The 14,764-nt window shown below is 59.5% G+C and carries 12 protein-coding genes; 9 read left to right on the top strand and 3 right to left on the bottom strand.

All coding sequences use genetic code 11. From position 1 onward, the window contains the following. Positions 1 to 27: 27 nt before the first annotated feature. Positions 28 to 723 (bottom strand): orotidine-5'-phosphate decarboxylase, encoded by a 696-nt coding sequence (pyrF, locus tag KUD11_RS03880; RefSeq protein ID WP_109386439.1) that lies wholly within the window; start codon positions 721 to 723, stop codon positions 28 to 30. 258 nt (positions 724 to 981) lie between these two features. On the opposite strand from pyrF, the gene clpB reads away from it, so the two are divergent. The 4 genes from clpB (at position 982) to KUD11_RS03860 (ending at position 7,573) form a co-directional block, all read left to right on the top strand. Further along, on the top strand, positions 982 to 3,600 hold the full coding sequence (clpB, locus tag KUD11_RS03875) for an ATP-dependent chaperone ClpB (RefSeq protein ID WP_109386441.1): 2,619 nt from the start codon (positions 982 to 984) through the stop codon (positions 3,598 to 3,600). Between the two features lie 236 nt (positions 3,601 to 3,836). Continuing rightward, positions 3,837 to 4,376, top strand: coding sequence for a GNAT family N-acetyltransferase (locus KUD11_RS03870; protein ID WP_109386443.1), 540 nt, complete (start codon positions 3,837 to 3,839; stop codon positions 4,374 to 4,376). 223 nt (positions 4,377 to 4,599) lie between these two features. Next, positions 4,600 to 6,639 (top strand): glycosyltransferase family 2 protein, encoded by a 2,040-nt coding sequence (locus KUD11_RS03865; RefSeq protein ID WP_109386445.1) that lies wholly within the window; start codon positions 4,600 to 4,602, stop codon positions 6,637 to 6,639. A gap of 4 nt (positions 6,640 to 6,643) precedes the next feature. After that, complete coding sequence (locus KUD11_RS03860; protein WP_109386447.1) at positions 6,644 to 7,573, top strand: hypothetical protein; 930 nt, start codon at positions 6,644 to 6,646, stop codon at positions 7,571 to 7,573. Here the strand turns inward: KUD11_RS03860 and KUD11_RS03855 are convergent. Next, a complete protein-coding gene (locus tag KUD11_RS03855) occupies positions 7,570 to 8,619 on the bottom strand; it encodes a hypothetical protein (RefSeq protein WP_146190856.1) in 1,050 nt (349 codons plus the stop codon). The genes KUD11_RS03860 and KUD11_RS03855 overlap by 4 nt on opposite strands. Positions 8,620 to 8,881: 262 nt before the next feature. Here KUD11_RS03855 and KUD11_RS03850 point away from each other — a divergent pair, with 262 nt between their 5' ends. Beyond that, positions 8,882 to 9,736 (top strand): hypothetical protein, encoded by an 855-nt coding sequence (locus tag KUD11_RS03850; protein WP_224380144.1) that lies wholly within the window; start codon positions 8,882 to 8,884, stop codon positions 9,734 to 9,736. Positions 9,737 to 9,759: 23 nt separating this feature from the next. Beyond that, on the top strand, positions 9,760 to 10,443 hold the full coding sequence (locus KUD11_RS03845) for a hypothetical protein (protein ID WP_109388265.1): 684 nt from the start codon (positions 9,760 to 9,762) through the stop codon (positions 10,441 to 10,443). A gap of 162 nt (positions 10,444 to 10,605) precedes the next feature. Here the strand turns inward: KUD11_RS03845 and KUD11_RS03840 are convergent, their stop codons facing one another. Beyond that, positions 10,606 to 11,085 (bottom strand): fasciclin domain-containing protein, encoded by a 480-nt coding sequence (locus KUD11_RS03840; RefSeq protein ID WP_109386453.1) that lies wholly within the window; start codon positions 11,083 to 11,085, stop codon positions 10,606 to 10,608. Positions 11,086 to 11,362: 277 nt separating this feature from the next. Between KUD11_RS03840 and KUD11_RS03835 the strand changes: the two genes are divergently transcribed. The 3 genes from KUD11_RS03835 to msrQ all read left to right on the top strand — a co-directional run bounded on the left by KUD11_RS03835 (position 11,363) and on the right by msrQ (position 14,435). Further along, positions 11,363 to 12,856: an FMN-binding glutamate synthase family protein gene (locus KUD11_RS03835; protein ID WP_109386455.1), complete on the top strand. Its 1,494-nt coding sequence runs from the start codon at positions 11,363 to 11,365 to the stop codon at positions 12,854 to 12,856. A 71-nt stretch (positions 12,857 to 12,927) separates the two neighbouring features. Next, positions 12,928 to 13,833 (top strand): protein-methionine-sulfoxide reductase catalytic subunit MsrP, encoded by a 906-nt coding sequence (msrP, locus tag KUD11_RS03830; protein WP_109386457.1) that lies wholly within the window; start codon positions 12,928 to 12,930, stop codon positions 13,831 to 13,833. Then, on the top strand, positions 13,830 to 14,435 hold the full coding sequence (gene msrQ / locus KUD11_RS03825) for a protein-methionine-sulfoxide reductase heme-binding subunit MsrQ (protein ID WP_109386459.1): 606 nt from the start codon (positions 13,830 to 13,832) through the stop codon (positions 14,433 to 14,435). Before msrP ends, msrQ begins: the two co-directional genes overlap by 4 nt. Positions 14,436 to 14,764 lie beyond the last annotated feature (329 nt).

The following is a 14,764-nucleotide window of genomic DNA, read 5'->3' as shown; positions in this document are numbered from 1 at the left end:
CATTCTTCTCTTTGGCAGGCGGGGGCCTTATCGCAACGAGGAAAGGATGCTCTGCGCGGCGGCGGCGGGATTGGGTGCGGCCCAGATGGGGCGGCCAACCACGATATGATCTGCGCCATTCGCAATCGCTTGGGCCGGGGTGGCGACGCGTTTTTGATCGCCCTTGTCGCTGCCCTCGGGGCGCACACCGGGGGTGACGATGAGCTTGCCCGCCGCCTGCGGCAGGGCGCGGATGGCAGCGGCCTCATTGGGTGATGCGATCACCCCGTCTGCGCCAGCTTCAAACGCGCGGGCGGCGCGGGTGGTGACCAGATCTGCGATATCACCGGGCTGGATCAGGCAGGCATCAAGATCGGTGCGATCCAGAGAGGTCAGCACGGTCACGGCGAGGATCTTGGTGTCCTTACCGCCCACGCCCTCTTTGGCGGCGTGCACCACATGCGGGTCGCCATGCACGGTCAGAAAATCCAGATCAAACTGCGCGAGCCCGCGCACGGCGGCTTCAATCGTGGCGCCGATATCAAAAAGCTTCAGGTCCATGAATATCCGTTTGCCATGCTCGCCCTTCAACTCATTGGCAAGGGCAAGCCCGCCGCCGGTCAGCATCCCCAAGCCGATCTTGTAGAAACTCACGGAATTGCCCAGCCGTTCGGCAAGCTCAAGCCCGCGAAGGGCATCGGGCACATCGAGAGCAACGATAAGACGGTCATCAGGTGGGGTCATTTTGCGGCCTCCGGGTCAGGGTTCCGCCCTTGTTGCGGGGCCGCGTGGAGGCGTCAAGCGTTTTGGCAGAATTCCAATGTGGCCGTAGGGCAAACGGCAACCGAGCGCTCGATCAGGGCCAATCGCGGCGGAAAATCGTCGCTGGGGTCTTGAAGCAACCACCTCGCCTGCCCATTTTTTAATCACCAAGGGCCCGGAGCCGCGTATGCCTATTTCAGGGTGCGCAAAATGGGCCGCTTATCATGAAGGAGACCTCAGATGGACTTAACCAAGTTCACCGAGCGGTCGCGCGGCTTTGTGCAAGCCGCTCAGACGATCGCGATGCGGGAGAGCCACCAGAAGCTGGCGCCCGAACATATTCTCAAAGCGTTGATGGATGATGGCGAAGGGCTTGCCTCGAATCTCATCAAGCGCGCTGGGGGTGACCCTGCGCGCGTTGTGCAGGCGCTTGATCTGGCCATGGGCAAGATCCCCGTGGTCAGCGGCGATGCGGGGCAGACCTATCTCGATCAGCAGACCGTGAAGGTTCTGAGCGAGGCGGAGAAACTGGCCGAGAAAGCCAAGGACAGTTTCGTGCCGGTGGAGCGGATCCTCACCGCGCTTGCCATGGTGAAATCCGAGGCCAAGACCGCGCTTGAGGCGGGCGATGTCAGCGCGCAGAAGCTCAACGAGGCCATCAACGATGTCCGCAAGGGCCGCACCGCCGACACGGCGAGTGCGGAGGACACGTTCGAGGCGCTCGAAAAATACGCCTCCGACCTCACAGCCGCCGCTGCCGAGGGCAAGATTGATCCTATCATAGGGCGCGATGACGAGATCCGCCGCGCCATGCAGGTCTTGAGCCGCCGGACCAAGAACAACCCCGTTCTGATCGGGGAGCCGGGGGTGGGTAAAACCGCGATTGCCGAAGGTCTGGCCCTGCGCATCGTCAATGGCGACGTGCCCGAGAGTCTTGCGAACAAGCGTCTGCTGAGCCTCGATATGGGGGCTCTGATTGCCGGGGCGAAATATCGCGGGGAGTTCGAAGAGCGCCTCAAGGCGGTTCTGAGCGAGGTCACCTCTGCGGCCGGTGAGATCATCCTTTTCATCGACGAGATGCACACGCTGATCGGCGCGGGCAAGGGTGACGGCGCCATGGATGCGGCGAACCTGATCAAGCCGGCGCTTGCGCGCGGGGAGTTGCACTGTATCGGGGCCACCACGCTGGATGAATACCGCAAACATGTGGAGAAAGACGCAGCCCTTGCCCGCCGGTTTCAACCCATCGTGGTCGAAGAGCCGACGGTGGAGGACACGATCTCCATCCTGCGCGGCATCAAGGAGAAGTATGAGCTTCACCACGGTGTGCGGATTTCCGACAGTGCGCTGGTCACAGCCGCCACGCTCAGCCATCGCTACATCACCGACAGGTTCCTGCCCGACAAGGCGATTGACCTGATGGATGAGGCGGCCTCGCGTCTGCGGATGGAGGTGGACAGCAAACCCGAGGAGCTTGACGCGCTTGACCGCGAGATACTGCAAAAGCAGATTGAGGCGGAGGCGCTGCGGCGTGAGGATGATGCGGCGTCCAAGGACCGTCTGGAAAAGCTGGAGCGTGAGCTTGCCGATCTGGGAGAGCGCAGCGCGGAGATGACAGCGAAATGGCAGGCCGAGCGCGATAAGCTGGCCGGTGCGCGCGACCTCAAGGAGAAGTTGGACCGCGCGCGGATCGAGCTTGATGCTGCCAAGCGCGAGGGCAACCTCGCCAAGGCCGGAGAGCTTTCCTATGGTGTTATTCCTGGGCTGGAAAAGCAGCTTGCCGAGGCCGAGCAGGCCGAGGATGAGGGCGTGATGGTCGAAGAGGCCGTGCGGCCGGAGCAGATCGCGCAAGTCGTCGAGCGTTGGACCGGCATCCCGACAGCGCGGATGCTTGAGGGCGAGCGTGAGAAGCTGCTGGGCATGGAGGACGGTCTGCACAAGCGGATCATCGGCCAGAACCAAGCGGTGAAGGCCGTGGCCAATGCTGTGCGCCGGGCGCGTGCGGGTCTCAATGACGAGAACCGGCCTTTGGGGTCGTTCCTCTTTCTGGGTCCCACGGGCGTGGGTAAGACCGAGCTGACCAAGGCTGTGGCCGAGTTTCTCTTTGACGATGACAGCGCGATGGTGCGCATCGATATGTCTGAGTTCATGGAGAAACACGCAGTCGCGCGTCTGATCGGCGCGCCTCCCGGCTATGTCGGATATGACGAGGGCGGGGTGCTGACCGAGGCCGTGCGGCGCAGGCCCTATCAGGTGATCCTCTTTGATGAGGTCGAAAAGGCGCATCCGGATGTGTTCAACGTGCTGTTGCAGGTCTTGGATGACGGGGTGCTGACAGACGGCCAAGGGCGGACTGTGGACTTCAAGCAGACGCTGATCGTGCTCACCTCCAACCTTGGGTCACAAGCGCTCAGCCAATTGCCCGAGGGGGCCGACGCCGCCGATGCGCGGCGCGGTGTGATGGAGGCGGTGCGGGCGCATTTCCGGCCCGAGTTCCTCAACCGTCTGGACGAGACGGTGATCTTTGACCGCCTCGCGCGCGCTGATATGGATGGCATCGTCGATATTCAGCTGGCCCGGCTGGCGCGCCGTCTCATGGCGCGCAAGATCACGCTTGAGTTGGACGAGGGCGCGCGCAAATGGCTGGCCGATGAGGGCTATGATCCGGTCTTCGGCGCGCGGCCCTTGAAGCGGGTCATTCAGCGGGCGGTGCAGGACCCGCTGGCCGAGATGCTTCTGGCAGGTGGCGTGACGGACGGTTCCGTGATCCCGATCAGCGCGGGCACCGAAGGCCTGATCATCGGTGACCGCGTGGGGGCCACAAGCGCGCCCAAACCGGGCGATGCCGTGGTGCACTGAGCGCGGGTGATAACTGGCTGACTGAAAGCGCGTGGCCTCGGGTCGCGCGCTTTTTCAATGGGTCGGGTGGACCGAACGATGATTTGGTGTTGAAAGGTCCGGGCGAGAGGGAGTGTGCGCAACTGTCTCCTTCAGAGCCCGGATCAGGCAGAGTGACGGAAGCAATCTTGACAAACGCATGGCGAAAGCGCGACGTGCCGGCACACTGAATTGATGAACTGGAAGGGGTTCGGCGAGTGGAGTTTCATGACAAAAGCGATGGTTTGGTGGAGGAGATTATCGATCTCTTTGCATCGACCTTCACCGCATCCGAGGGCGCGGATGAAGGTGCCGTGATCGGCACCCTCGTGAGCAATCTGCTGGGCAGCACAGCCGAAAAGGATATCTTCGTTTTCACCGCTCTCGAAAATGGGAGGGTCATTGGCGGCGCAATTTTTTCGCGTTTGACCTTTGCGGACGATCCTCGCTCTGTCTTCATCCTCTCTCCGATGGCGGTTATGACAAAAATGCAAGGGAAAGGCGTCGGGCAGGCTCTTCTGACCAATGCATTATCCGCGCTGCGCGATAACGCGGTAGAGGTGGCTTTGACCTATGGTGCCCCTCGGTTCTACGCCAAGGTCGGGTTCCGGCCACTTGACGAAGCGGCTGCCGCGCCGCCCTTGCCGCTCAGCTTTCCTGAGGGGTGGGTCGGCCAATCTCTCACTGATGAGCCGCTGCACCCTCTTCAAGGCAACAGCACTTGTGTAACAGCCCTGAACGATCCGGCGATTTGGTGAAACGGGGTCACCGTCACCTCATTGCCTGATCCAGTGACCGCGTTGTCCTTTGAGCGGACCGCCGGTGCCTGTCGCTCAACGATCCCCATTTCGGAAGCAATAACCACATTTTCATTGATATGTTGCGAGGATTCGCCTCTGCGGTCTATACTGGCCTAAAATGGATGCGCCAGCCGAGCAGGGTTCAAGGTGCGCCGCGCACAGGCAGAGCATAGATATCATCATGGCAGAGACGCCCGACGCACCCGATTCCGAGACGCCCCGCTGGCTGGATGACCTTCGGCCCGGTGCCGAGGGTGAGGGGTTTTTTGAGAAGAACCTGCGCCATTCGCTCATGTTCATCAAGCGGCCCGGTGACCGTCTTTTGGTGACGTTCGACAATCTCTCCAACGTTAATGACGACAGCGTCATGCGTGAGCCTTGGGGGTTCAAATTTGCCCAAGACAGCGCGCTGAGCCATCTCGGCGTGATGGCGCATGTCAGCGATTGGTATCGCGACGCAGATATCATTGCGCGGTTCCAAACCCTCGCGCGCGACGGGTTTTTCGACGGCTACGCGCGGGTGGTGTTCGCGGGCGTGTCCATGGGCGGTTATGCGGCCTTGTCGCTTTCGTCGGTGGTGCCCGGCGCGCATGTGATCGCGATCAATCCGCAAAGCACGCTCGATCCTGATCTGGTGCCGTGGGAGACGCGGTATGAGAACGGGCGTCGGCAGGATTGGACGCTGCCTCTGGGGGATGGTGCCGCGCTGACATCGGGCGCGGGCCGGGTGAATGTTTTCTACGACCCCTATCACGCGCTGGACCAGCAACATGTGGACCGCCTGAATGGCGACAACGTGCATATCTACAAATGCTGGTTTTCGGCCCACAAGACGGCCGTGTTCCTGCGCAAGATCGATGCGCTCAAAACGGTGATGACGCGGGCCATTTTCGACGAGCTGACGATGGAGGAGTTCTATACCCTTTACCGCAACCGGCGGAACCTGCCATGGTATCGCGGATCGGTCTCTGGGTATTTCCGCGACAAGGGGCGCGAGGAGATTGCCGACCGTTTCGACAAGGCCTTCCGCCGCCGTCTGCGCAAACGCAAGCGGAAGGAAGAGGAAGCTGCCGCCGAGGCTGCGACAACAGCCCCCGCCGAGCAGGCCCCCGAGGTTGCGGCCCAGCCTACGATCAAGCGCAAAGCGGCGGCCAAAGCGGCCCCCACGGGCGCGACAGATGCACGTATCGTGGCACCTGCAAATGCCGGGAGGGTGGCCCCAAAAGAGCAGGGCAGTGACAAGCGGCTCATCGTGACCACGATGAAGAACGAAGGGCCCTTCATGCTGGAATGGGTGGCCTATAACCGCGCCATCGGGTTCACGGATTTCCTTATCTACACCAATGATTGCGACGATGGGACCGACCTGATTGCCAAGCGGCTGACGGAGTTGGGCATTGTTGAGCATCGGCAAAACCCGATGAAGAAAAACGGCAGCCCACAGCGCGCCGCGCTGCGCGATGCCATGAAGCAGCCCATCGCGGGCGAGGCAGACTGGCTGATCTGTGCGGATTGCGATGAGTTTATGAATATCCGCGTGGGCGAGGGGCGGCTGGATGATCTTTTTGCTGCCGTTGGTGATGCGGATGCAATTTCCGTCTGCTGGAAGCTTTTCGGCAATTCGGGCCGGATCGCCTATGATCAAGACTTTGTTATTTCCCAATTTGACCGGGCCTGTGGGGAGGAAGAATATCCCAATTACCGCGCGCTGGGCATGAAGACACTGGTGCGCAATTCCGAGCGGTTCGAGCGGCTGCGCATCCACCGTCCCGCCTTTCATCTGGACCGGGGCGATGTGTCGTGGGTCGATGGGGGCGGCAAACCGATGCCGGATCTCTATCTAAGCCAAGGCTGGAAGGCCTATCAGGGGTTCAGCCATGACTATGTGCGCCTGCATCACTATGCGGTGCGGTCTGTCGACAGCTTTCTTGTGAAGCGTGACCGGGGCCGCACCAATCATGTGGGCGACGATCAGGGTGTCACCTATTGGTCCAACATGAATTACAACACCGAGCAAGACACCTCGATCCACGCCCGCTTGCCGATGCTGCGCGAGGCAATGAATGATCTGCTCAGGGACCCTGAGCTGGCGCGCTTGCATATTGCTGCCTGTGATTGGCACCGCGCCAAGATTGAGGAGCTGCGAAAGCGCGACGGCTGGGCCGAGTTCCGCGACCAAATCACCGTGATTAACGCAGCGTCGGAGCTGCAAGAGGGCTGAGCACATGGGCCAGGACCCTTATGTGGTGGTGCATGGTGGCGTGCACAAAACCGCCACGAGCTATGTGCAGGCAATCCTTCAGCGCAACGCGGGGAGGATGCGCAAAAGCGGCGTGCATTACGTCCATCACCGTGACACGCGCAAGGAATACACCTTTCCCACGCAGCTGAATGGTTATGAAAAGCTGGGCCTGAATTACCGCACCAAGGTGCCGGATGAAAAGCTTGCCAAGATGTCTGCGAAATTTTTTGACAAGATCGGTGCGGGGCCGGGTGAGCGGATCGTGATCTCGGATGAGAACATGCCGGGCCATAGTGGGCATTGTGTGCGGTCGGGCGATTTGTATAACCGCCGCGACACGCTCATTCCGATTTTTGCCCAGAACATCCCCTATCCCGTAACGGAGGTACATCTGGCGATCCGTGAATACGGTGATTTCTTCGCCTCGACCTTTGTGGAGTTTCTGCGCTCGGCCAAGGGGGAGAATGTGTTTCCCGAGGCGCAGATGAAGCGCGCGGTGCTCTCAACCCTACCCAGTTGGACAGGGTTCATTGATCTGGTGATTTCGTGTTTCCCGGACGCGCAGCTGACTGTCTGGCGGCATGAGGATTTTCGCCACCTGTCCGGTGAGATCATCGGCAATTTGGTGGGGCCGGATATTGATACGGGCGCGCTGGTTGAGCCCAAACGCAAACGGGGGCGGCCATCGGCCAGTCACAAGGCGGTGCAGGAAATCCTGATGCAGATCGACAGGTTTGGCGCGGATAAGGCTTTGGAGCACCGGGTGGAAATTCAGGAGCGGTACCCGCGGGGGAATCAGTATCCCGGCTATGATCCGTGGAGCGTCGCCGAGCGGGCGCATCTTGGCCGGCTATATGAGCGCGACTGCCGCGAGATTAGGATGCGCAAGAAGGTGACGTTTCTCGCGCCTTAATCCGCGCGGGGGCCCAGAAGGCTCTGCGCCAATGGATCGGTCTCAAGCGTGAGGTCGGTATATTCCGAACGGTCGTAATGCCAGCTTTCCGAGATCATCCGGCAGTGGAAAAAGCCAAAGCCGTCTTGCAGTTGATCAGGGAGTTTTTTGATCCCGTGGGTGCGCCAGCTTTTGTCTTTTTGGGGCCCCGCGGGGTCGATGCACCATTTGGGGTACATTTCCGCATCGTCTGTGGCGCGCAAAACATGGGCCGCATGGGTTGGCGGCGCGCCGGGGGCTGGGTAGCGCCAGCCACCGGGAAGGGTGAGAAACCCCTCGTCGCTTTGCTTGGCCGCGTCAAACACAGTGAAGCCGTCCGGCCCGTAGGCCATCTCATCGATATCCATGTTGAGCGCGCCGTAAGCCTGACCCAAAAACCGCAGGCGGATGATCTCGAAAAGCCCGAATTGCAGATAGCGCACGGAAGTCCGCTCGCGCCCATCACCCACGGGGCCGTATTGAAACGGGGCGGGGATCACGTCGAAGGTTTTGAGCCCGTCGATCCCGGCCAGCACCTCCAGAAGGGCATCCGCGCCGTAAGCGTCGGAGGCATTGTCAAAGAGCACAATTGCATCCACGCCTTGGGTGTCGACATGAAAGTGCGCCCAGTCGCGCACCCAGTCCAGCGTGTTGTTCCGGCTGAGCGTGAACATTGCCCGCGCGCCTTTGTATTGGGCCAGGGCCGAGGGGCTGACCGCGATCCGCGTGGCCATGGAAGGGTGCGATATCTCCAACACCTTTGCTGTGTCCACGGGCGCTGTGATCTCAACCACGCAGGCGCGTTGCGATTGGCTGATTTCATTCATCTTGGCGGGCACCCCGTCGATGCGCAGATCGGCGGCCTTCAGGAGGGTTCGGAACGCACGTTTGAGGGGTGGCCCCACGGCATAGATTTTGCCCGGCTCTTCGGAGGCAAACACATCGTGAAAGAGGGTGTTGGCGTCAAAGGCCTGCTGCGCGGCGCTGTCCCAATCATCATACCCGCCGGGCGTGTTGCGTAGTGTCATGCGGGAGGGCAGGACGCAGAAGGAAAGGGGCGTGAGGCGCATGGCTGTCTGCTTGTGCAAGGGATTTTGGCCAGACTAGCGGTTTTTACCACCTACGTGAATCGCCTTTATGTCGAAAATGCACCGCTTGGGGCGTGATCCTGCGGCGCATTCCTCTGCGCGATTGCGCGGTGGAGTGGCTTTGGCTATCATATCTCGCAGCAGAGACCCGAAAACGGGCGCGCGCGTGTTGAGGGCATATACGGGGGGAGCAGTCCCAGTCATGAGTAAACTCTATCCAATCGCCATGCTGTGGGTCGAAGGCCCGCTAAGCTATGTCGAACAGCTCTGCGCCCAATCCTTCCTCGATGCGGGCCATGAGGTGACGCTTTATCATTACGGCCCGGTGGCGAACGTGCCTGAGGGGGTGACGGTCCTGCATGGGGATGTGATCCTTGAGCGCGACAATTTCATATCCCATGGCCGCACGGGGAGCCTTGCTCTTTTCTCCGATGTGTTCCGCTATCACCTGCTGACCAAATCCGAGCGGGTGATCTGGGCCGATACGGACGCCTACTGCATGAAGCCGTTCGAGACGGAGACCGGGCATTACTTCGGCTGGGAAAGCAATCATCATATCAACGGTGGTGTTCTCGGGCTGCCGCCGGAAAGTGAGGCGCTCGCCGGTCTCCTGGAGATGAGCGGCGATGAGTTTGGCATTCCGTTTTGGTATTCCGACGGCGCGCGCACCAAGCTTCAAGCGCAGGCTGATGCGGGCACGCCGGTGCATGTGAGCGAACTGCCCTGGGGCGTTTGGGGGCCGCATGCCGTGACGGCGTGGTTGCAGAAAACCGGAGAGGATAAGTATGCCTTCCCGCGCGAGGTGCTCTATCCCATCCCGTTCGAGATGCGCCGCCGGATGGTCAAGGCGGGGCGTCGCGCCTCGGCCGAGGCGCAGTTGACCGAGAACACCACCTCTATCCATCTTTATGGACGGCGTATCCGCGAATTTCTTGCCAGCCGGCCTGATGGCCAGCCGGATGAGGGGGGGCTTATTCATGCGCTTTGCGAAAAGCACGGGATTGACCCCACAGCCGCGCCGGTGATTTCCAAGAAAGACAAAGAGGCTGTTGAGTGATGCTGGATCAAGGACCCACCAAGATGAGCAAGAGTGCGATTAATCTGACTGATCTGGCTGATCAATACGGATCGGATAAAGGCTCAACCAAGCACCGCTATACCGAGCTTTACCACATGCTCTTCCACCCCTATCGGCAGCGGAAGATCAATTTTCTTGAGATGGGATTGCTGATTGGTGGCCCGGAACATGGTGTGGACAAGGACCGCAAGACGACCGATCTGCCGTCGATCCGCATGTGGCTGGAGTATTTTCCCAAGGCCCAGATCATGGGCTTGGATGTGTCGGATTTTTCATGGTTTGAGCATGAGCGGTTCAGCTTTCACCGCTGCGATATGGACAGTCGTGATGAGGTAGCGGCGGCTGCGGCCTCCATGCCCGCGCCAGACATCGTGATTGATGATGCGAGCCATGCGAGCCATCACCAGCAAAACGCGTTTCTGGAGATTTTCCCGCGTCTGAAATCCGGCGGGCTTTATGTGATTGAGGATTTACGCTGGCAGCCGCCCCCTTACGAGGTCAAGGGTATCACCAAGACGGCGGCCCTTTTGCGGTCGTTCATTGATGAGCGGCAGTTTTCACATACGGATTCTGCGATTGCCGAAGGGTTCAACGCACTGATCCCCGAGATTTCGGCTTGTATCGTGCATCCGGTGAAATACCAAAAACACCGCAAGGATCAGGTGGCGGTGATCCACAAACGCTAAAGCGTTTCGCGAAACGCACGCGGCGTATGACGGTTTCGCGGGTTTCGCCTTGAGTGAGAGCCTGACGTTCACGGCCAAACACTTGAGCCACCATAGAGTATAGACATGAAAAAGGCGGGGCGTTTGATACGCCCCGCCTTTCATCGTTCAGACCAGAGTGACTTACTCGGGCAGGATCACGGCGTCGATGATGTGGATCACGCCATTGGATGTTTCCACATCCGCCGTTGTGACGTTCGCACCATTCACGGTCACGCCGCCTTCGGTCATGATGGTCACGTTCGCGCCTTGAACAGTGGCTGCTTCCATGCCGTTGGTCAGGTCAGTGGACATCACTTTGCCGGGCACAACATGGTAGGTCAGGATCGAGACCAGTTGATCTTTGTTTTCGGGCAGGAGCAGCGATTCAACCGTGCCTTCGGGTAGGGCTGCGAACGCCTCATCGGTTGGGGCGAAGACTGTGAACGGGCCTTCGCTTTTCAGCGTATCGACCAGACCGGCGGCGCCAACGGCGGCGACGAGGGTCTCGAAGGAGCCCGCTGCAACGGCTGTGTCAACAATGTCTTTCTTGTCCATGGCGAAGGCGGATGTGCCGGCCAGAACAGTTGCTGCTGTCAGTGCGAGATAAGTTCTACGAAACATGTGTTTCTCCCATTTGAAGAATAATATCTGATGCCGTCTGTGGCATCGACAATCTTACGCGCAGCGGATCACTTTGGTTCACAGGGGTTTTCCGCCTATCGCTGTTGACGCAAATCCCATTCGGCCTAAGCCTGACGTTTTGAGCTTTTCCAGTAAACACCTTGTGATCTGAGCACTGGAAGCTGTAGCAATCTAGCGCTTGATCGGGCTGTGATGTCTTGTGGCAGGCCATGATCCGGCGCATCGTCGCAGCGCTGTAAACATAGGAGCGGTATCCATGGATTTTGCGATGGCGGCCTTAGAGGGCCTTGCGCTGGGCTTTGTCTTTTTGCTTGGGGTGATCGCTCTGGCGGTTGTGGTGATCTTTGTTTTCGACAAGATGCAGACTGAGGATGCGATCCGACGGAACTATCCTGTGATTGGGCGGTTTCGGAAGCTCTTTAGCGGCTTGGGTGAATTTTTCCGGCAGTATTTCTTTGCGATGGACCGCGAGGAACTGCCCTTCAACCGGGCGCAGCGCGATTGGGTCAACCATGCCGCCAGCGGCGCGGGCAACACGGTGGCGTTTGGGTCCACCCGCAACATCACATTGGCTGGTACGCCGATTTTCGTGCCCGCGGCCTTTCCGCCTTTGGACAGTCAGGCGGCGTTGACTGACCCGATGGTGATTGGCCCGCAGTGCCGGCATCCTTTTGAGGCGCGCTCAATCTTCAACATATCCGGGATGAGCTTTGGTGCCATTTCGCGCCCCGCCGTTGAGGCGCTCAGCCGGGGTGCGGCTGAGGCGGGTGTATGGCTCAACACCGGGGAGGGGGGCCTTTCGCCCTATCACCTTTCGGGTGGGTGCGACCTTGTCTTTCAGATCGGCACGGCGAAATACGGTGTGCGCAACGCGGACGGGCATTTGAATGACGAGAAGCTGCACGAGGTGGCTGCGCATCCCACCCTGCGGATGTTCGAGATAAAGCTCGCCCAAGGAGCCAAGCCGGGCAAAGGCGGCATCCTTCCCGCTGAAAAGATCACGGATGAGATCGCGCACATTCGCGGGATCGCGAAGGGGGCCGACAGCCTGTCGCCCAACCGCCATGCGGAGGTGGAGGATTTTGGCGGTCTTCTCGATATGATTGCGCGGGTGCGCGAGGTGACCGGCAAGCCCGTGGGGATCAAGGTTGTGGTTGGCGCGACCGAAGCGTGGGCACCGCTGTTTGAGCAGATCAAAGCGCGCGGTGCAGCCTCGGCCCCGGATTTCATCACCGTGGATGGCGGCGAGGGTGGCACGGGTGCGGCACCCATGCCTTTGATGGATCTGGTGGGTCTGTCAATTCGCGATGCATTGGTGCGGATGGTGGATTTGCGCGACCGAGCCGGGCTGAAGGAGCGCATCCGCATTGTGGCAAGTGGCAAGCTCGTTAATCCCGGTGACGTGGCCTGGGCGATTTGTGCAGGGGCGGATTTCGTGACCTCGGCGCGGGGGTTCATGTTCTCGCTTGGCTGTATTCAGGCGCTCAAGTGCAACAAGAACACCTGTCCGACGGGCATCACCACGCATGATCCCCGGTTTCAGAAGGGTTTGGTGGTTGAGGATAAGTTCAAGAAAGTCGCCCTTTATGCCAAAGCGGTGACCAAAGAGCTTGAGATGATCGCGCATTCCGTTGGTGTGGGCGAGCCGCGTGAAATGCGCAGGCGGCATGTGCGGATCGTGCAGGCGGATGGCACATCGATCCCGCTCAACCAGATCCGGCCAAGTTACAACGCGGGCACAGCTTCGTGAGGCTGCTTGTTTTGACGGATCAGGTGCGCATCTCTTAAGGCAACAAGACGCATCTTAACCCGGAGAGACATATGGCCTACCGCTGGAAAAACACCCTGACTGAAAATGACGTGACGCCAGAGGGTGTTTATATGAACCGCCGTCAGCTGATGGCGGGTGTGGCGGGGCTTGGCCTTGTGGGGATGACCGGTGCCGCGCAGGCCCAAGGTGACGTTTTGGAGCCAAGCGCTTGGGACGACATCACTGGCTATAACAATTTCTATGAGTTCGGCACGGGCAAGGAAGATCCCGCCCGCAATGCTCATATGCTGACGACCGAGCCGTGGTCGGTGCAGATCGACGGCATGGTGGATCGCCCCGGCGCATATGCGTTTGAGGATATCATGGCCCAGATGAGCATTGAGGAGCGCATCTACCGCTTCCGCTGTGTCGAGGCGTGGTCGATGGTGATCCCGTGGAACGGTTTTGAGCTGCGCGATCTTTTGGAAATGGCGGGGGTTCAGAGCGGCGGTAAGTATGTGGCGTTCGAGACGCTCTTGCGGCCTGAGGAAATGCCGGGTGTCTCAAGCCCTGTTCTGGACTGGCCCTATGTCGAAGGGCTGCGCATGGATGAGGCGGTGCATCCGCTCACTATTATGGCGACAGGGATTTACGGCAAAGACATCCCCAATCAGAACGGCGCGCCTCTGCGTCTGGTGGTGCCATGGAAATACGGGTTCAAATCCATCAAGTCGATCGTGCGGATCACCGTCATGGATGAACAACCGCTGACAAGCTGGAACAAATCCAACCCACGTGAATATGGCTTCTATAGTAATGTGAACCCCAATGTGGATCACCGCCGCTGGAGCCAGGCGACCGAGCGGGTTGTGGGCGGCGGGTTATTCTCGAAGCGCCAGCCAACATTGATGTTCAACGGATACGAGGATGAGGTGGCCGGGCTCTACGAGGGTATGGACCTCGTGAAGTTCAATTGAGCCCAGTTGATCCTATAAACGGCACCGCGCGGCGGGTGCCGACATGGGCAGTATATATACTGTGTCTGCTTCCGGTTCCTTGGCTGCTCTATCAGGGGCAGACCGGGGGGCTTGGCCGGGAGCCTATCAAGGCCCTGGAACATGCGCTGGGTGAGATTGCTCTTCAGCTTTTGATTATCGGTCTGTGCATCACGCCGCTGCGCCGCTTCTTGGGTGTGAACTTTATGAAGTTCCGACGCACCTTCGGAATGCTCGCCTTTATATATGTGTTTCTGCATCTGCTGGTCTGGCTGTTTCTGGATGTGGGTATCGTGAGCCAGATATGGACGGATATCGTGAAGCGGCCGTATATCACTGTGGGGATGGTGGCGTTTGCGCTGATGCTCCCTCTGGCTGCGACCTCCAATAACTGGTCTGTGCGCAGGCTGGGCCCCACATGGCGGACCCTTCATCGGCTTACCTACGTGGTGGCATTTCTAGGGGGGCTGCACTTCTTGTTGCTGACCCGTGGGATTCAGCTGGAGCCGATTCTCTATATGGGGGCGATTCTCGGCCTTTTGGCCCTGCGCCGGGTGCCAAAGCGCAGCCGCGTGGCCGCATGAGAGAGAATCTTTGGGCGTTTGAAAAAGAATCCTCGGCGCGCAGGGGCTGGGAATCATAGATTCTCTACGGCTCTTGCGGCTGTCCCGGCGGCAGGCGCAAAATATGGGGAAACGCAGGCGCTATATACGGGCAATAAAATTACTCTGAGCGAAAGTCTCCATAGAAATTTGCCTATTAAATAACTGTTTTATTGGCAAAAACGGGCATTTTGGAAAAAAACCCATGTTTGGGGAAAAAAGGGGTTGCGGGTATTAGCGGCAAACCGTAGAACCCACTTCACCGGCGGCGCAGAGATGCACCAAGGGGACGCCAGACGAACCAAGGAGCG

The sequence above is a fragment of the Roseovarius carneus genome, assembly GCF_020141465.1.
Lineage (GTDB): Bacteria > Pseudomonadota > Alphaproteobacteria > Rhodobacterales > Rhodobacteraceae > Roseovarius > Roseovarius carneus.
The sequence above is the reverse complement of the archived record's forward strand: the minus strand, read 5'-3'. Positions and strand labels throughout refer to the sequence as shown.